The organism is Planococcus sp. ISL-110 (assembly GCF_018613575.1).
In the GTDB taxonomy this organism is placed as follows: domain Bacteria; phylum Bacillota; class Bacilli; order Bacillales_A; family Planococcaceae; genus Planococcus.
Map to the genome: position 1 here is coordinate 19,053 of NZ_JAGGPX010000017.1, position 18,665 is coordinate 37,717.

16 protein-coding genes are annotated in these 18,665 nt (G+C 44.8%); 11 read left to right on the forward strand and 5 right to left on the reverse strand.

Going from position 1 to position 18,665, the window contains the following annotated elements; genetic code table 11:
* The first annotated feature begins 69 nt into the window (after positions 1-69).
* Genes J7I83_RS12215 through J7I83_RS12230 form a run of 4 tightly spaced genes read left to right on the forward strand, consistent with a single transcriptional unit; the run spans position 70 to position 8,075 of the window.
* Positions 70-1,542 (forward strand): TIGR02677 family protein, encoded by a 1,473-nt coding sequence (locus J7I83_RS12215; RefSeq protein WP_215101119.1) that lies wholly within the window; start codon positions 70-72, stop codon positions 1,540-1,542.
* Positions 1,539-2,711: a TIGR02678 family protein gene (locus J7I83_RS12220; RefSeq protein WP_215101120.1), complete on the forward strand. Its 1,173-nt coding sequence runs from the start codon at positions 1,539-1,541 to the stop codon at positions 2,709-2,711. Before J7I83_RS12215 ends, J7I83_RS12220 begins: the two co-directional genes overlap by 4 nt.
* Before the next feature lie 7 nt (positions 2,712-2,718).
* The gene (locus tag J7I83_RS12225) at positions 2,719-6,816 is read left to right on the forward strand and encodes a TIGR02680 family protein (RefSeq protein WP_251047635.1); all 4,098 of its coding nucleotides are present in this window, start codon (positions 2,719-2,721) and stop codon (positions 6,814-6,816) included.
* Positions 6,813-8,075 carry a TIGR02679 family protein gene (locus J7I83_RS12230; RefSeq protein ID WP_215101124.1) on the forward strand — a complete coding sequence of 421 codons (1,263 nt, stop codon included), beginning with the start codon at positions 6,813-6,815 and terminating at the stop codon, positions 8,073-8,075. The genes J7I83_RS12225 and J7I83_RS12230 overlap by 4 nt, the downstream gene beginning before the upstream one ends.
* A 111-nt stretch (positions 8,076-8,186) precedes the next feature.
* Here J7I83_RS12230 and J7I83_RS12235 read toward each other — a convergent pair whose 3' ends face one another.
* Positions 8,187-8,984, reverse strand: coding sequence for a transporter substrate-binding domain-containing protein (locus tag J7I83_RS12235; protein ID WP_483313458.1), 798 nt, complete (start codon positions 8,982-8,984; stop codon positions 8,187-8,189).
* 231 nt (positions 8,985-9,215) lie between these two features.
* Between J7I83_RS12235 and J7I83_RS12240 the strand changes: the two genes are divergently transcribed.
* The 3 genes from J7I83_RS12240 to J7I83_RS12250 are packed head-to-tail and all read left to right on the forward strand — an operon-like array spanning position 9,216 to position 12,372.
* Complete coding sequence (locus tag J7I83_RS12240) at positions 9,216-9,839, forward strand: TetR/AcrR family transcriptional regulator (RefSeq protein WP_215101126.1); 624 nt, start codon at positions 9,216-9,218, stop codon at positions 9,837-9,839.
* A gap of 11 nt (positions 9,840-9,850) precedes the next feature.
* Positions 9,851-10,768, forward strand: coding sequence for an ABC transporter ATP-binding protein (locus tag J7I83_RS12245; protein WP_215101127.1), 918 nt, complete (start codon positions 9,851-9,853; stop codon positions 10,766-10,768).
* A complete protein-coding gene (locus J7I83_RS12250) occupies positions 10,768-12,372 on the forward strand; it encodes an ABC transporter permease (RefSeq protein ID WP_215101128.1) in 1,605 nt (534 codons plus the stop codon). The genes J7I83_RS12245 and J7I83_RS12250 overlap by 1 nt, the downstream gene beginning before the upstream one ends.
* A 66-nt stretch (positions 12,373-12,438) precedes the next feature.
* On the opposite strand, the gene J7I83_RS12255 is transcribed toward J7I83_RS12250, so the two are convergent.
* The gene (locus tag J7I83_RS12255; protein ID WP_215101129.1) at positions 12,439-13,131 is read right to left on the reverse strand and encodes an LrgB family protein; all 693 of its coding nucleotides are present in this window, start codon (positions 13,129-13,131) and stop codon (positions 12,439-12,441) included.
* A 2-nt stretch (positions 13,132-13,133) separates the two neighbouring features.
* Entirely contained in the window at positions 13,134-13,508 is a 375-nt protein-coding gene (locus J7I83_RS12260) for a CidA/LrgA family protein (RefSeq protein WP_215101130.1), read from the reverse strand.
* 474 nt (positions 13,509-13,982) lie between these two features.
* Here J7I83_RS12260 and brnQ point away from each other — a divergent pair, with 474 nt between their 5' ends.
* Positions 13,983-15,353, forward strand: coding sequence for a branched-chain amino acid transport system II carrier protein (brnQ, locus tag J7I83_RS12265; protein WP_215101132.1), 1,371 nt, complete (start codon positions 13,983-13,985; stop codon positions 15,351-15,353).
* Between the two features lie 100 nt (positions 15,354-15,453).
* On the opposite strand, the gene J7I83_RS12270 is transcribed toward brnQ, so the two are convergent.
* Positions 15,454-16,116 (reverse strand): GntR family transcriptional regulator, encoded by a 663-nt coding sequence (locus J7I83_RS12270; RefSeq protein WP_215101134.1) that lies wholly within the window; start codon positions 16,114-16,116, stop codon positions 15,454-15,456.
* A 182-nt stretch (positions 16,117-16,298) separates the two neighbouring features.
* Between J7I83_RS12270 and J7I83_RS12275 the strand changes: the two genes are divergently transcribed.
* Positions 16,299-16,655 (forward strand): SpoIIAA family protein, encoded by a 357-nt coding sequence (locus J7I83_RS12275; RefSeq protein WP_215101136.1) that lies wholly within the window; start codon positions 16,299-16,301, stop codon positions 16,653-16,655.
* A gap of 34 nt (positions 16,656-16,689) precedes the next feature.
* The gene (locus J7I83_RS12280) at positions 16,690-17,046 is read left to right on the forward strand and encodes a SpoIIAA family protein (protein ID WP_215101138.1); all 357 of its coding nucleotides are present in this window, start codon (positions 16,690-16,692) and stop codon (positions 17,044-17,046) included.
* Positions 17,047-17,127: 81 nt separating this feature from the next.
* On the opposite strand, the gene J7I83_RS12285 is transcribed toward J7I83_RS12280, so the two are convergent.
* Complete coding sequence (locus tag J7I83_RS12285; protein WP_215101140.1) at positions 17,128-17,328, reverse strand: hypothetical protein; 201 nt, start codon at positions 17,326-17,328, stop codon at positions 17,128-17,130.
* Positions 17,329-17,446: 118 nt separating this feature from the next.
* On the opposite strand from J7I83_RS12285, the gene J7I83_RS12290 reads away from it, so the two are divergent.
* Entirely contained in the window at positions 17,447-18,640 is a 1,194-nt protein-coding gene (locus tag J7I83_RS12290; protein ID WP_215101141.1) for a class I SAM-dependent rRNA methyltransferase, read from the forward strand.
* Positions 18,641-18,665 lie beyond the last annotated feature (25 nt).

Sequence of the window (18,665 nt, forward strand, 5' to 3'; positions counted from 1 at the left end):
GTGTATAGATATGAAAGAATATTTCCGATACGATAGAAGAAAGGAAATTTCGGTAAAGGAGATGAGCGGATGATTGAAGGCCAGTTTAAGCGAGTTAAAGAAGCGACGTATTTGTCTACGGAAAAAAGCGAAACGTACCGGGCGATTCTAAGGTTTTTTTATATACAGCATGAGCGCATGAGAGAGTTTTTGTTTCCAGAAGAGATTTTGGCACATTTAAAGCAGTCGGCTTTCTTCAAAACCTATTCAATTGACGAACTGCATATAGACCTGGCTTCTCTTACGAAATGGGGTAATCTTTTGGCACAGCAGGAAAGCGGCAATGCCAAAACGATTGAGGAGTTTAAGAAAAAGCGGTTCCGCTACCAATGCACGCCGTATACTGTCGAGTTTGAACGGATGCTGCTGAATTTTGAGCAAGCCGGTGATACATTCGGAGGTTCGCTTGAAAAAACACAGTTCGAACGTTTGTACCAGTCGCTTCAAAGGGTGGCAGATTCAAAAAACGACAACGAAGAAATCTGTGCACAGTATTGGGATGATGTCCTTACTTATTTTAATAAAATTAGGCAGAATACATCCGATTATTTTGCCTATCTTCTCAGTGAAGATGCCAACGAACAAATGAAATCAGAAGCTTTCCTCACGTATAAAGATCAATTTACGACTTATTTGCGGGACTTCATCATTGCGCTGCAGCGAACCGCTTCACAGATTCAGGGTCTGCTGACATCCATGGAGAGACAGCAAATCACACATTTTTTTGAAAAAGTGGTCAGCCATGAGGGAAAAACCTTCCGTTTTGAACAGTTCCACATAGATCCCGTTGCAGAACTGGACGCGAGATGGGTAAATTTGAAGGATTGGTTTTTAAGTGGCGAAGACAGCCAATATGAAATGCTTCAGCGAAAGACCAATGATGCGATTCGCCGTATAACACGAATTGTGCAGCGGCTCGGTGAACGCAATCAACAGTTCCGTAGCAGGAAGGAGGATTACCTGCATTTGGCAAAGTGGTTTGCCGACATGAACTCAATTGAAGAAGCGCATAAATTGTCTTCTGTTGCCTTTGGCGTATTTCATACACGCCATTTCTATTCAGATCACATTCCGACGGATGACATTTACATCGATACATGGCAGGAAACACCGATGGACCATGAAACACAGCCCCGTATCCGTGAGTACCGTGAAACGACAAAGCCGACAGAAATGACGGATCACCGATTGAAGAAAGAAGAAACGAAACGGCTGCATCTTGAACAGCGAAATGCTGAGAAAAAGGTTATTGAAAGTTATATGAATGAAAGCGAAATCCTCCTGCATGAATTGCCGATCGTAGAACCGCATGTTCGAAAGCTTTTGCTGTCATGGATCGGCAAAGCGATGGTGAGAGAAGATCACACGATCAAGACCGAATATGGAATGAAAGTGGAAGTTACTTTGGATAGACATGAAAAGGTTCTTCTCCAATCACATGACGGAACCTTGGAAATGCCGAATGTCCGGTTTCGGTTTATTCGAGAAGAGGTGAAGGCATGAGTGAAAGAGAAGAACGTTTTGATGAAGCGACGGTAGAAGCGCTGGGTATATTGTTTGAACAATTTTGGGTTTTGCGCGAGGATGAACCACAAGTATATAAATTGATTCGTGAGCGGGAACATAAATTGAAGCGCTATATCAGCGATAAATTTGGCTTTGATTTAATCATTCACCAGCATTTTATTAAGCTTGAAAAAATTCCGGTCGAACCTAAAATTTGGATGGGCATCCAGTCGTTTGCAGAACCAATGGACTACGCCATTTTCTGTTGCGCGTTGGCTTATACGGAACAACGTTCGGTGGACGAACAATTCCTGCTTTCTGATTTGGTCGAAAACATTCAGGAAATGTATCCAGGCGAGTTTTCGCTCGATTGGACGAATTATCAGCATAGGCGCTCGCTCGTTCGGGCATTAAAAGAAATTGTAAAACTAAAATTGGTCAAAACCATTGATGGCAGCATCGACTTATTCCAATCAAATGAAGAAGAGGAAGTGCTGTATGAAGTGTCGATTTATGGACGTTATTTCATGCGTTCTTATCCCGATGATCTGTTTCGCTTTCATTCGATGGAAGAGATTTTAGAAAGTGAGTGGCTGCGGCATCCAGACGACCGCAGGCGAAAACGTGTTTATCGGAAACTGTTGTTTTCGCCTGTGGTACATCGCGAAAATACCGAAGATGCAGATTTTGCCTATATCCGAAATTACCGCAACCGGTTGCGTGAAGACTTGGAAGAACACACTCCTTTCGGGCTTGAAGTGTTTAAAAATGTCGCTTTATTAACGTTGCCTGAACAAAAAAGACGCTACACGCTGTTCCCTGATCAACGGGCAATCAGTGATGTGGCATTACACACAATGGCGCATCTACGAAATCTAGAAGATTTAGAACCGACTGAGCTAGGCACCATCCGTTTGCCATATGCGACTTTTGAAAGCCTTGTCGCTGAAGTAAAGGAAATTTACGGCCATGGCTGGAGCAAGCAGTACAGGAAGGAATCGGGGGAAGAGACGGCGAGGGAGATTCTGAAGCTTTGGCAAGAATGGGAAATGGCGGAAGAAGAGCCCGATAGTGGCATGCTTGTTGTAAAATCTGGAGCAGGACGCATGATTGCCCATTATCCGAAAAAATATTTAAAAGAAATGAGTGAGAAACGTGAAAAATAAATGGAAAATGAACCGGGCAGGCCTTCTTAATTTTTGGTATTACGATGAAGAAACCTTTGATTTTGAAAATGGCAAATTGCTTCTTCGGGGCAGTAATGGTTCAGGGAAATCAGTGACGATGCAAAGCTTCTTGCCGGTTTTATTGGACGGCAGGAAATCTCCTGACCGCTTGGATCCTTTTGGTTCAAAATCACGGCGTATGGAAGATTATCTGTTGGGTGAAAAAGAAATCACGGACCGTGAAGAACGGACAGGTTATTTATTTCTTGAATATAAAAAAGAACATACGAATGAATATGTGACGACAGGAATTGGTATGCAGGCAAAGCGGGGAAAAGATTTGAAGTCATGGGGCTTTGCCATTACCGACAACCGCCGAATCGGGCATGATTTCGAATTGTACAAAACGGAAAATCAAAGCGGCCAGACAGTGAAAATCCCACGTTCACGCATCGAACTGGAAAATCTGATCAACACGGGCGGAGAAGTGGTGAAATCCAATCAGGAATACATGGCGCTTGTGAATAAATACGTTTTTGGTTTCGAAACGCCGGAAGCATATGATGACTTGATTAAACTGCTGATTCAGCTGCGCAGCCCAAAGTTGTCCAAAGACTATAAACCAACAGTCATTTATGAAATTCTGGAAGACGCATTGCCACCTTTATCGGATGACGATCTGCGCTATTTGTCTGATTCGATTGAACAGATGGACGAGACGAAACAACAAATCGAACAGCTCGACCGCGAAGTGAATGCACTCGGGAAATTGACGAAAGCCTATGATGTGTACAATCACCGTGTTTTATTCGATCAGGTGAGTGAATTGAAAAAGACCAATGCCCGCGTTATAAAAGAACAAAACGAACAAGCTCGGATCACTGGTGAACTGCAATCGACCGGCTTGGAAGTTGACCGGCTGCAAAAAGAAATTGAAGAGCATCAGCAAAATGAAGAAGTGCTCAAAAAGACGAAAGAGCGGCTGACATCACATCGCGTTTGGTCGCTGGAAGAAGAAAGGGAAAAGCTGCAACACAATTTCGACGAAGATCAGCGTAAATACGGCCGCGTCGATGAGCGGGTGTCCGAATTGGCCAGAAGAGAACTGCAGAGCACGACTGCGATCGAGAAGATGAACGATGAGCTTGAAGGACAGTCGAAAGCTTTATCGGAACATATAGAAGACATGGAATATGAAAGTGAAGAAAGTGCTTTTTCACAGCATGTGCAAAATGCCAATGATTTTGAACGCCATCGGATGGAAACTTTCCTTTTTGATGTTTGGAAAAGCGAAACAGCAGCTCACGACAAGCTGCTTACAGAAGGACATGCCAGAATACAGCAGTTCGAAATGCTGAAAGAAAAAATTCAACAAAAGCGAAAACAGATTGGAGAAGAAGAAAAAGAACGGGATAGCTTACGACAGGAAGAGAAAGCTTGGTTTACGACGCTTCTGGAAGACAAGCAAAAAAAGGCTAGCGAGATCCATGAATGGATACAAACGCACAGCCATTACCAAATCGACAACAAGGTATTTCAGCAGATAGCACCTATGATGGAAGAGTTATACGAAACGCATGCTTATGAAGAAGTAAGAAATGAATTTCTTGTGTTTGTGCGTGATCATGATGAAAGATTGCGTATGGAACGATTGGAAAAGGAAGCCGAAATCAAAGCGCTGCAGGAAAAGAAAGTGGCAAAACTGGACGAACTTGCTGATTGGAAAACGCAGCAGGATCCGGAACCGGAGCGCCACCCGGCCACAAAAGAAGCTCGTCGAACACTTCGTGAACAAGGCGTGGAATTTGCGTCTTTATACGAAGTTGTCGAGTTTCAGCCGAACATCTCAAGCGATGTCCAAAAGCGGATTGAAAGCGCTTTGAGTGAAATTGGCCTATTGGATGCTTTAGTGACGAAAAAAGATATGAAAGTTCAGCATGATCGTATAGTAACTGCGAATCCTAATGTGCTCGCGCATACACTCGCAGATTATTTAAAGCCGGACATGAAACAGACAATGATTCCAGCGGAGCGTGTGGAAGAAATCCTGCAAAGCGTGCTCATGGGAGACCACGAAGCGCCGTTTGGAATGGACGAAGATGGAACTTACCATCTTGGTATTCTTTCAGGGCACGCTGTTCCGATCGAAGAAGTGCGTTATGTCGGACGCGAAGCGCGTATCCGCTTTCGCGCAATGTTGATTGAACAATTGGAGCGGGACATAAATGGTATTGAACAGCTTATTATCGGCCTGACGGCACAGAAAATGGAGCTGGCACTTGAGTTGGATATTTCGGCTGAGGCATGGCGCAGTTTTCCGGCAGATGCGGATTTGCGTACAAGCTTTAATCAAATGATGGATGCCCGCCGTCTGGTTGAAGTCCACAACCGCAGAATCGAAAGTTTGGCGACAGAGCTCCGTGCATTGGATAGCGATTTTCAATTAATCAAACGACAAGTGCATGAAAAAACAGCGGCAATCGGTCTTGATGCGACAACGGAAGTATACAGGGAAGCGTTGTCGCAGTTGCGGAAGTACGACAAGAAATTGGCTGAACTGCACAGAATGCACATGAATTTTATCCATATTGCTGAAACCGCAAAAAGAGAGAAGGAGCGATTGGAAGATTTGATCGCGGACATTGACGTTCAAAAAGGCGAGCTGAATGTTCTCCGCCATTCCATTGCCATCGCCGAAAAGAATCTTCAGCAAATGGACGAACAATTGGCTCTGGAAGGAGCTGAAGATGTCCGTAAACAAATTCGGACGGTACAGGCGGAACTGGCGGAAGTAGAGTTGGAACTTTCGAAAAAGCACATCGACTTGCCAGCGCGCGAAGAACGCCGTAAAACTTTGGGAAAAGAGCAGGCGGTATCTTTTGGACAGCTTGGATTCTGGAAAAACATGCAAAAGAGCTGGGAGAAAGCGCTGCAGCAAGAAGTGAAAAGAGGCTTTATTGAATTGGATGAGACCGGAACAGCGGGTCTCGGACAAATCGAGTCCGCATTAACGGCAGAGCCGTCAAAAGAAAAAAGTCAGATTGAAGCGAAGCTGACAAGGGATTTCTATGAAGTGCAATCTGATTTAGCGGAACATCGCATGCGCGATTATTCTGTTGAAACGCCGCTTGAAGATTGGATGAACAATGTCGATTCAGAAGAATGGCTTTCCATTATCGAGCAATGGAGACTCAAAACAAGCCGCCGCATCATTGATTTTGATAAACGAGGAGTCCAAGTGACGCCGTATACATTATACAAAGAAACAGCGCACGACCAATTTATCCAGGAAAACCGGTTGAACGAACAAGACAAGGAGTTGTACGAAGAAATCTTGTTTAATGCTGTTGGCAATAAACTCCGGAGCCGCATCCGGCGTGCTGAGCAATGGACTGACAAGATGAAAGTGCTGATGGAAAGCCGCGATTCGTCTTCCGGCTTAAAATTTTCAATCAAATGGCAGCCGAGAACGGCGGATTCGGAGCAGGAACTGGACACGAAAGAGCTGGTAGACATGCTGAAGCAAGACGCCCGGTTATTGAGAGAAGAAGACATGGCACGGATTTCAGCCCACTTTCGCTCAAAAATTGAAGCCGCGAAAAGGTGGATGAAGGAGAAAGGGGAGGGGCAGACACTTCTTCAAGTATTAAAAACGGTTCTTGATTACCGTAAGTGGTTTTCATTTGTTCTTTCCTATGAACGGACCAATGAAAAACGCCGTGAATTGACCAATACTAAATTCTTCACGTTCAGTGGGGGCGAGAAAGCGATGGCGATGTATATTCCTTTGTTCACGGCCTGCTATTCGCGTTACCAGGAAGCGGCTGACACTGCGCCCTATATCATTTCACTTGATGAAGCGTTTGCCGGTGTTGATGAAAATAATATCAAGGAAATGTTCGAGATCATCGAGCAGCTGGGATTTGATTATATGATGAATTCACAGGTGCTGTGGGGTGATTACGAAACGGTCAGTTCGCTCGCAGTGTGTGAACTGGTGCGGCCTAAAAACGCAGATTTCGTGACGGTCATCCGCTATAAATGGAACGGCCGCTCATTGATTGAAGTCAATGGTCCCGACACGGAAGAAGTGCTGGTCGAATGACGAATAAAGTCGACGAGGCTGTCGGTTATTTTTCAAACGAAGGAGTATATAAAAAACTGTTCCAGCAGTTCCGGGAAAAAATTGAATCGTTTGGAAGAGTTGGCGGCACCGTGAAGTTGGAATCCTACAGTGAAAAAGAGCTGGAACCGGTTGCTTTGTTCTTCGGTACATCTGCAAACGCGCTGAAAAAGAAAAAAACAATCTCCTTATCGGCCTTCGAAAAAAGGCTGCAGCAAACGAAATTTGAAGAAGTCGGACTCTATGAATTGTTGGAAGCATATTTTAAGGAACCCATTCAGTCAAAAAAGTCAGTGAAGGAAAGCATAAGAGAGCAGGAACAAGCGAAGCTGGCAGAACTGTCAGCTACACATTCTTCACTTGCTTTTTATTTTGACTACCTTGGCCAGAGAAACGGCGATTCACATTGGATTATGCGAATGTTGTTGACTGATGAATTTGGAGTGGCTATAAAGCATTTGGCTAGAGCTAATGAAGAGATTCCAAAAAGCTACGAGCGGCTGCCGTTTTTCAGCCAGCGCCTCAGTGGAGATCCACACACTTTCGACTTAACGACGGCCAACGGAAAATTGCTCATCCACTTGCTGCATTTTAAATTGTACGGCAAAGGCGGGCTGCCTTCCCAAACCGAAGCGGTCAATGAATTGCTTTTAAACTTCCATATTTTGCGTGACGACATCACGAATTTTGTATCGTTCGCCAATTTGTTTGGTGAACAGGAAGGGAAGTTCCATCCGGTTTGGCGAGCGGCCGCTGAAGCTGGGAGTGCTGTCAATATGCCGCTGCGTGAACTTTTAAAGATTGACAAGGCATATCCGGCCTTAGGAACCGATGTTTATATCGTTGAAAATTCAGGTGTCTTTTCTGCATTGCTTGATTTAATTCCGTATGCGCCACTTGTTTGTACGCATGGCCAATTCAAACTGGCAGGTCTGAGGCTGATCGACTGTCTCGTCGCATCGGGAAGTACACTCTATTACGCAGGAGATTTTGATCCGGAAGGTGTATCGATGGCAGTCCGGTTATTGGAACGGCATCCGGAAAAAATTCGACTTTGGTGTATGGATGTAGGTTCTTATATAGATTCATTATCACCAGTGGAACTCGGGACACGTTTGGGGAAATTGAATAACATTAACCATTCTGAAGTGAGGGGGTTGGTTGCAGAAATGAACCGGGTTGGAAAAGCAGGATACCAAGAGGCCTTGCTTGAGAAGATGGCTGAAGACTTAAAGAAATAAAGACGATAGTGAAAATTTCTTTAAACTTCTATTGCTTAAAGAATTGAAGTGGATCACATTAAACAGCCTAAACCCAAAGAAGCCGCTCAATCAGGAGCGGCTTCTTTGGGTTTATTCTTCAATATCAACTTTTTCTGTCACATCCGCGCCGTTAAAGAATTCTGCTGAAATTTCGGCAATCGTGCCGTCCTCCAGCATTTCTTCGATTACAGCGTCAACGTTCTCGGCAAGCTCTTCGTTATTTTCATTCATGACAACTCCGACTTCGGAAGGGCTATACTTTAGATTCGGGTGGATGGTGATATCCAGCTCTGGAAATCCGGCAATCGCTAAAGTCTGCAGGTAATAGTCGTTTAAAATAACATCGGTCCGCCCGATGGCGACATCGCGAAGATAAGTTTCATTGGTGGCGTTGTCGTAAACCACTTCTTCAGCCCCGTATTCACGTGCGGTCTCCATGTAGACGGAAGTTGAGGCACCTGCGGCTTTTTTGCCTTCCAGGTCTTCCAGTGTTTCAATGCCCGATAAATCTTCAGAACGGACGATTGCGGTTCCATAAGAATACTTGAATGGCGTAGAGAAGATGAAGTTTTCTGCACGGTCTTCCGTTATTTCAATATCGTTGGCAGCAAGGTCAACCTGTCCCGTTTGAACGGAAGTCAGCATTTCATCAAAACCAAGTTCCGTAAATTCAATTTCCAATTCCAGGCGCTCTCCAATTTCACGAACCACTTCAACCTCAAAGCCAGTCAATTCGTCCGAACCTTCTTCGCGATAGGATGTGGGAAAAAGGGTGCCTGATGTTGCAACAGTCAAGCTGCCTTTTTCCTGAATTTCGTCCCAGGCGGTCGTTGTTTCTTCAGTAGCTGTATCGTCGTTATTGCCACAGGCACCTAGAAGCGACAGCATCACTAATCCGGCAACGATAAACCCTCTTTTACCAAAAGATAATTTTTTCAATTGTTATTCCTCCTATAACTATTATTGCAACTAAAACATAGCATTAACAGGGATCTGGAGCAATTTTTCGGCTTGGAAATAAAAAACTGATTATTCAGTTATATAAATTGACCAATATGGTCGAATATTGTATTCTGGAGTCGACCACTAAGGTCTAAAGTATAGAAAGAGGAGATGGGCATGGAGAAATTTGAGAATCTCGATCCTAGGAAACAGAAAAAAATCCTTGATTCGGCCTTGATGGAGTTTGCCGAAAATGGTTATAAACAAGCCTCTACCAATCGCATCGTCAAACAGGCCGGCATCGGTAAAGGTATGCTGTTCTATTATTTTAAAAACAAAAAAGATCTGTATGAGTACCTAATTGAATACAGCCTGAATTTCATCATCAATGGATACCTGAGTTTAGTTGACAGCAATGAAACCGATTTTATTAAACGATTGAAAGGGGCAGCTCAAATAAAAATGAAGGCGCAGTTGGAGAACGAGCATGTCTTCAACTTTATGGGGACGGTCATGCTGACAGAAGATCTGGATTTGCCTCCGCATCTGCAGAAACGTTATGAGGAATTACAAAAGCAGGGATATGCATTGCTGTACGAAGGCATCGATAAAACGCTTTTCAGAAAAGATGTGGACGTTGACAAGGCGTTCAATTTAATTCGCTGGGGGATTGATGGCTATCAACAAGATCTTTTGCACAGGCTGCAAGGGAAAAAAATGACGGACCTGGATTTCGAACCTTACTGGAATGAATTTTACGAATATCTTGATATTCTCAAGAAAAGCTTCTACACAAATTAGGAGGGAGACCCATGACAGTTTTGCGGACGATTGACCTGACGAAGAAATTTGGAGACTTTGCGGCATTGGACGGAGTGAATATTGAGGTGGGAAAAGGGGAAGTCTATGGTTTTATCGGACCCAACGGATCAGGGAAGTCCACAACTTTGCGTGTTCTTCTTGGCATTTTGAAGGCTACAGAAGGGCGGGCTGAAATTTTCGGCAAGGACTCCTGGAAGGATGCAGTGGAAATTCACAAACGTGTGGCTTATGTACCGGGAGAAGTCAACTTATGGCCAAACCTGACAGGCGGTGAAGTCATCGATCTGTTCGTTAAACTGCGAGGCGGCAATCACTTGGACCGGCGTCAGGAATTGATCCAGAAGTTCGATCTGGACCCAACAAAGAAATGCCGCACTTATTCCAAAGGGAACCGGCAGAAAGTGGCCTTAATTGCGGCCCTCTCGTCAGACGTGGATTTGTATGTATTGGACGAACCGACTTCCGGCCTCGATCCACTGATGGAGCGGGTTTTTCAGGAATACGTCGTCGAAGCGAAAAAACAGGGAAAGAGCATCCTGCTGTCCAGCCACATCCTGTCTGAAGTCGAAAAGTTATGTGACAAAGTGGCGATCATCCGCGAAGGAAGGATCATTGAAACGGGAACTTTAAAAGAGTTGCGCCATTTGACGGGACCGATCTTGCTTGTGGAGACTAAGGAGCCAATCACCGCCTTAGAAGAGATCAAAGGAGTCAATGGCATCCAGCAAAAAGGGCAGGCATTATCTTTTCAGGTAGATGCTGGAGAAGTAGATCAAGTTATCCGCTATGTCAGCCAGTTTGGAGTGACACGCATCGAAAGTTCACCGCCAACTTTGGAAGAGCTGTTCATGCGCCATTATGAAGGGGCCGGCAAAGCGATGGAATCAGGAGCGGGAGGCGAATCATAATGGCCCGACATCTTTTTGACGGTACAGGAACGTTGGTGCGTTTTGTATTGCGCCGAGACCGATTGCGCCTGCCGCTCTGGATAGGGTCTTTTGCGGTCGTCTCGGTAATTATTGCCTTAGCCTTTGTGGGGTTATATCAGAATGAGGAAGAACGACAAGCAATGGCTGAAACGATGCAGAATCCTGCGATGACGGCGATGCTGGGACCAGGATATGGCGTGGACAATTACACGGTGGGGGCCATGACCGCCCACGAAATGCTGTTGATGACGGCGGTAGTGGTCGGATTGATGAGCATTTTGCTGGTGACACGCCACACCCGTACAGATGAAGAGGATGGACGCATCGAAATGGTTCGCTCTTTGCCGGTAGGGCGCCTGTCGAACTTGTTGTCTACTTTACTGGTATTGATTGGTGCCAATGTCGTCCTGGCGTTGCTGACCGCTTTTTCGTTGGCCGCTTTGGGTATCGAAAGTATGGATTTGGAAGGGTCGTTGGTATACGGCTCTGCTTTAGGTGCCAGTGGCATTATTTTTGCCGGCGTTGCCGCGGTCTGCGCGCAACTGTCCCCAAATGCCAGAAGTACACTCGGCTTATCGATTATGGTTTTGCTGCTATCCTATATCATCCGGGCCATCGGGGATGTAACAAATGAAACGCTGTCCTGGTTTTCTCCGCTGGGCTGGATTTTACGGACGGAAGCTTACGTTAATAACTACTGGTGGCCGATTTTGATGACGGTCGCGGCAGCGTTGCTGCTGATGGGATTAGCTTTGTATCTTAACTCGATCCGGGATTTAGGTTCCAGCTTTCTGCCTTCACGGGCAGGAAAAGCGGAGGCTTCAAAATCACTCTTAAGCCCGTTTGGCCTCGCTTTAAGGCTTCAGCGAACCGGATTGATCGCCTGGGGAGCAGGACTGCTGCTGATTGGCGCTTCCTATGGTTCCGTCCTTGGGGAACTGGAATTGTTTTTTGAAGACATCGATCTTATGCAACAAATGATTGTCCAGACAGAAGGATTTTCACTGACAGAACAATTTATTCCGATCCTGATGGCGGTAATGGCAATACTCGGAACGATTCCTGTATTGCTTGCTGTCCTGAAACTGGGAATAGAGGAGAAAAATGACCGTCTCGAGCACATCCTGAGCCGTGCGGTTTCCAAAAATCAGTTGATGGGCGGCTATCTTGCAGTGGCCATTCTGACTGGATTTGCCATGCTGTCCTTGGCAGCGCTAGGTTTAGGATTGGTAGGAAATGCAGTGCTGGAGGTGCCACTTTCGGTTGGCATGTTCTATGGCTCGGGAATGGCTTATTTGCCTGCAGTACTGGTCATGGTCGGTGTAGCGGCGGTGTTGATCGGCTGGGCTCCCAATTTAACCAGTGCGGTGTGGCTGTATTTAGCCTTTTCATTTGTCGTCATTTACTTGGGTGGCTTGTTCCAGTTCCCTGAGTGGATGGGGAAACTGACGCCTTACGGCTATGTCTCCGAAATTCCAATCGAGGAAATGAATTACCTCAATGCCGCCATATTGATTATCGTCGCTGTTATTCTTACGGCAATTGGCCTGCTAGGATTTAACCGCAGGGACATCGGAAGATAGAATTGCGTTGAAAAGCGATAAAAAGAACCCACTTTCCATTTGTATGGGAAAGTGGGCTCTTTCGGTTTACAGGAGCAGCAGCCAAGCAGCTACAGGACCCAATAAGGCACCCAGTACAGCGCTCAAGGTCATCGCTACCGAACTCATCGAGGCTTCCTGCTGGCCATATTCAAAGGCTTTTGCAGTGCCCATGCCGTGGGCGGAAGTGCCGAGGCCGATGCCGCGGCCGATCGCCGAATCAATGTGCAGCCATTTCAGCAGGACAGGACCGATGATATAGCCGGTAAAACCCGCCACCATGACAAAAACCGCTGCCAGCGACGGGATGCCCCCAAGATTGCTGGCAACCTGCATGGCTACAGGTGTCGTCAATGATTTCGGCAATACGGTCAAGATCAGCTCTTCTGAAAAACGGAAAAGCTGCGTAAACAGAATGCCACTGGCCATCCCGACTGCAACGCCTGTTGCAATACCGGATACGATGGGCAGCAGGTTAGTGAAAAGCAGATCTCTCTGTTTATATAGAGGGATTGCCAAAGCTACAACTGCAGGCCCCAGAAGTGTACCGATCCAGCTCCCCCCCGTCATATATGCATCGTAAGGGATATTGCCCAGCACTAAAATGAGGGCGATAATCGCTGTAGAAGCAAGTACTGGATTTAAAAAGGTTTTTCTGTATTTTAGATAAAAGGAGTTCGTCAGCAGATAAATAACCACTGTCAGAGCTGCAAAGAGAGCAGCCGTCACATTAAATTCCATCGTCAGGATCGCTCCTTTCGTTCAGTGCTGGCTTTGGCGGCATATTGGCTGACCCACCCGGAAGCCGCCATGGTGAGGAACGTACTGGCCATGACGATCGGTATTAGCAAAATTCCTTTTCCGGAAAATAATTCCCCATATTCAACAACCCCGACAGTAGCCGGGACAAAGTAAAGGGATAAAAAAGCCAGCAGAAAATGGGCACCTGAATCAATCCACTCGAGCGGATAGATTTTCAGCATAAGTGCAGCAAACAGCAAAAGAAAGCCAATAATGCTGCCGGGCAGCGGAATATTGAAAAAAGCCTGCAATTCTTCGCCCAATAAATAAAAGCCGGTGATGGCAAGAAGTTGAAGAAGGATGTAGATGATTTTCAAGGACAACGCCGCCTTCCGGTTAATAATGAGATGAAAACCCTGTTCTTTCCATAATAAGTTATTTTACAGCATTCTATTTGAAAAGCGAGAGCAGATTCCGTATTGATTCAACCAGCTTGGACATTTCGGTAAAAAGTTCGGAATGTATTTTTTGTGGATGGGCGGTATAGGTAAACATCAATAGCTATTGGCCTAATAGCTTTGCAGGCTCAGCGAAGGGAACCAGCAAGAATGGTTATTTATACACTCGAAAGCATATATGCTATATTGAAAAAATAAACTGAAAATGGTGATTGATGAAATAGGCAGAATTAAAAAATATCTTGGTTTAGAAAGCTTGCATTTTGGGCTAAATGTTGTATTATTACTTTATGCAATATATCGCATACATTTCTAAAGAGAGAAATGTATTATATTGAAATTGTAGATAAGAAAGAAAAAATCAGTGGTTTTAATCTATAGGAGGAAATAGCAATGGATAGTAAGTTGTCATTTAAGTCATACGCAGTAGTAGGGATGATGTTGTTTGCGCTGTTTTTTGGAGCAGGAAACTTAATCTTTCCTGCTCAACTGGGACAATATGCAGGAACAAATGTGTGGGTAGCCATATTTGGATTCCTGATTACGGGTGTCGGATTGCCTTTGCTGGGAATACTGGCAATCGGTTATTCGAAAAGCAATGACTTGCAGGATTTAGCAGGCCGTGTGCACCCTATGTACGGACTGGTCTTCACGGCGTTGTTATATTTAACGATCGGGCCCTTCTTCGCTTTGCCAAGAACAGGCGCGGTTTCGTATGAAGTTGGGGTGGCTCCATTTATTGGAGCAGGAAATGCAACAATCGGCTTGCTAGTATTCTCGCTCGTTTTCTTTGGGATTTCACTGTTAGTTTCATTGAACCCGACAAAAATGGTCGACAGTATCGGCAAGATCCTGTCACCGGCAATTCTGGTGACCCTAGGCGTTTTATTGGTCGCGGCTTTCGTGAAACCAATGGGCGGCCAGGAAGCACCGCAGCCAGTTTACACAAGTGACGCTTTCTTTACAGGGTTCACAGAAGGCTACAACACTATGGATGCACTCGCTTCGCTGGTATTCGGAATCATCGTGATTTCAGCTGTCCGCAAACTGGGCGTAAATTCACCTAAAGGTGTCTTGATGGCTACCTTGAAAAGTGGTGTAGTAGCTGCGGCTCTGTTAGCCATCGTCTACACAGGAATTGCTTATCTTGGTTCGACAAGCACGGGTGCGTTAGGTCTTTTGGAAACAGGCGGCCCTGTCTTGAGCGGAGCTTCCGAATATTATTTTGGAACTTTCGGAGCGACGCTGCTGGCAGTCATTATCATCCTTGCATGTTTGACGACCGCCATTGGCTTAACGGTCGCCAACGCTGAATTTTTCCATAAACTGACACCGAAAATCAGCTATAAAATATATGTTGTTATTTTCTCAGTGTTTTCGTTGGCCGTCACCAATGCAGGCCTTGCGAATATCATCACTTATTCGATTCCTGTCTTGATGTTCCTGTATCCATTGGCCATCGTTTTAATCATTCTGGCTTTCCTGTCTCCCATATTCAGACACGCGCAGTTGGTTTACGTGTCCACAATCATTGTTACCTTCTTTATCAGCATCATCGATGGATTGAAAACCCTGACTTCTTCGCTGGGCGTGGACAATCCGGTATGGCTACAGGCAATTGTCGACTTTTATGCAGCCGCATTGCCGCTTTATAGCAATGGCCTTGGATGGCTCTTGCCTGCGTTGATCGTCATCGCCATCACGACGATCATTGCCCGCAGCAAAAAGAATGTAAAGGTTCAGGCAGTACAGCATAACGCTTAAGTTTAACGAATACAGGCTGGTCCGGAAAAACGGGCCAGCTTCCAAAATGAAAAGCTGCATCAAAAGCGAAGTGGCTTTTGATGCAGCTTTTCATTTTGGCTTACAGGCTTTTTTCGGCTGACAGCTCTTCTATTGTGTGGACCCAGTTGGATTTCATAAGCTGTGTCACTTTTTCTGGATCTTTTTCTTTTAAGGTTTGGATAATCTGGACGTGCTCATCGTAAGAACTTTTCGTCAGCATGAGGGAATGGTGGAAAAACTGTCTTCTCACATGCGATTGAAGGCTGCCGAGTATTGAGTGGATATAGGGGTTTTGTGCAGCATCAACGATAATTTGATGAAATTCCTGATCAATTTTTAAGGCTGAAAAACCATCCTGGCTATCGATTGCTTCAATGAATCGCTGGTTGGTTTCTTCCAATAATCCAAAGACATGGTCATCGAGGTTGGGAATAGCCAGTTCCGCTGCAAGAGCCTGTAAAACAGAAAGAGGAGGCAGTAGATGCTTGAGGTCGTCTTGTTTTATAGTCGTCACGCGTGTTGCCTTTCCAGGAAACATTTCTACGAATCCTTGGACTTCCAATAATTGAAGTGCTTCACGGATAGGAGTTCTGCTTAAGCTCAATGCTTGTGCCAGTTCCGTATCCACTAATTTTTCTTCAGGCTGTAATGTGCCATCAATAATCCATTGCTGCAATTGAAGGTAGGCACTTTCTTTGGCTGAAACGCGTATAGGCTTCGAATGATTTATAGGAATGGGCATTGCAAGCTCTCCTTTTCTACTGCATGTTTAATGCCATTATACACCAGTTTACATCACCGATAAAATATTTAATGCAATATATCAGTAAACAGCATGGATGAGCCTCTTTACGGCCGTTTGTCAGCAGACAAATAGGGAATAGGAAAAGTAACACTTTATTCATAGAAATGAGGAAGATTAATATGCTGTCATTTATTCCGAGCCAGGATTCTCAAACAATCGCTTTTGAAGTCAATGAAACGGTGACAAAAGAAGATCTGCTCAAGCTAAAACGGGCAATTGAGGAACAGTTTCCCGGAGATCAGCAATTCAATGCCTTTGCCATCATGCAGCAGGTAAAGATGCCGACGGTTAAAGCCCTTATTGAAGAAGTGAAAATCGATATCAAGCACTGGAGCCAATATAATAAGTTGGCTGTCATCAGCGAAAAGAAATTTCTTGAAACGATGACCGGACTGAGTAATTTTTTGCCGGGCATCCAATCCCGACATTTCCACATGAATGAAATGGAACAAGCATGGAGCTGGATTAAAGAGTAAACAGGTTCAGGAACTAAATCAGAGGAGGAACATTATGCTATCATTTGTACCAAGTAAAGATATGGAGACTATCGCAATTGAATTTGAAGGAACAGCCACAAAAGAAGACGCAGCAAAAATCAATAAAATCATCCAGGAAAAATTTGCTGACAAAGGAAAGTTCAATATTTATGCAGTGATAAACGATGTACAAAGCTCGACTTTTACGGGTCTCGGGGAAAGCATGCAAGTGAATATGAACGCATGGAACCAATTTCACAAATTCGCAGTGATCAGCTCGACCCATTTGGAGGGTCAGTTAACGGAAATGGAAAACCTGCTGCCAAAGCTTAAAGTTAAACATTTTGAGATGGATGAAATGAACGAAGCCTGGGAATGGATCCAGGAATAGATAGAAGGAAAGCGTTTTGCATAGATCATGCAAAACGCTTTTTTGCCGTTAAATGCAGGCATTTTTTGCAACGGCAATCCTTTACTCTTCAACTTTAATCAAGTCTGCTTTGACGATGTGAAAAATGCTCAAAACCATTGTTTTTCCTTCGACATCCTTCACTGGAAACAGACTGACCGCTACTCCAGAAAAATGATCTTCCAGAGGTCCTTCAATACGAATATTCTCGAGGTGTTCCCCGGTGGTCAAGAGAATGTTGTAGACATGGAACTTCTGTTTCATAGCAATCCCTCCTAAAGATGATCTTGGAAAATTCACATGGCGAGGGTGGGAATAAGAGTAACTATCGTATACACTAATTATAAAGCAAAACGGTGTTTTACAGATAGGATGAGAGATTGTGAAATCAGAAATTTCAATTAAAATAAATGATAAATTCAAAGCGGAATATGCCAAAGGCTATCCTTTGGTTTCCAAAGAGGCTTTGGAGAATCCGGAGGTTCTGGAAACCGAAGGAAGCATTTTGAAGCTGGTCGATAAGCAAGGGCGTTTTTTAGCAAAAGGCTATTACGGCCTGCAAAACAAAGGGTACGGATGGGTCTTGACGCGTGACGAAAATGACAGCATTGATCAGGCGTTTATTGAACGCAAGCTGGCAACAGCCATCAACCGCAGGCAAACGTTTTTCAGCAATCCGGAAACGACAGCTTTCCGTGTCTTTAACGGCGAAGGCGATGGTTTCGGCGGCTTGATCATCGATTATTACGACGGCTTTTATTTGCTCAGCTGGTATAGTGAAGGGGTTTATACGTTCAAAGACCAGGTGATTGCTGCCCTGCAGAACGTTGCCGAATGCAAAGGCATTTACCAGAAAAAACGCTTTGATACAAAAGGCCAGTATATTGAAGAAGACGATTTCGTTGCCGGGGAGCGCGGTGAATTTCCGATGATCGTCAAAGAAAATGGCGTGAATTTCGCTGTTTACTTGAACGATGGGGCGATGACGGGGATTTTTCTGGACCAGCGGGAGGTGCGAAATGCCGTTAAGCAAAAATACGCCAAGGGCAAAACCGTACTCAATACCTTCTCCTATACAGGCGCTTTTTCCGTGGCGGCAGTACTCGGTGGAGCGATTAAGACGACGAGTGTCGATTTGGCCAAAAGAAGTTCCAGCAAGACGATCGAGCAATTCAGCGTTAACGGCATCGATTTTGAGACCCAGGATATTCTGGTCATGGATGTTTTCAATTATTTCAAATACGCCAAGCGGAAAGAATTGAAATTCGATGTGGTCATCTTGGATCCGCCAAGCTTTGCGCGTTCAAAAAAATACACGTTCAGCACATCAAAGGATTACACAAACTTAATGAAAGAAGCGATTGCGATTACGGAAAAAAATGGTGTCATCGTCGCTTCGACCAACAGTGCCTCTTTTGGAATGAAAAAGTTCAAAGGGTTTATCGACAAAGCATTTAAAGAGCTTGGCGGTAAATATAGCATCGTTGAAGAATTTACGTTGCCCAATGATTTTCGCGTGCAAAAGGAATTCAAAGAAGGCGACTACCTCAAGGTTCTTTTCGTGAAACTTGGCTGAGGAAACAAGCCGGATTCCAGTATGT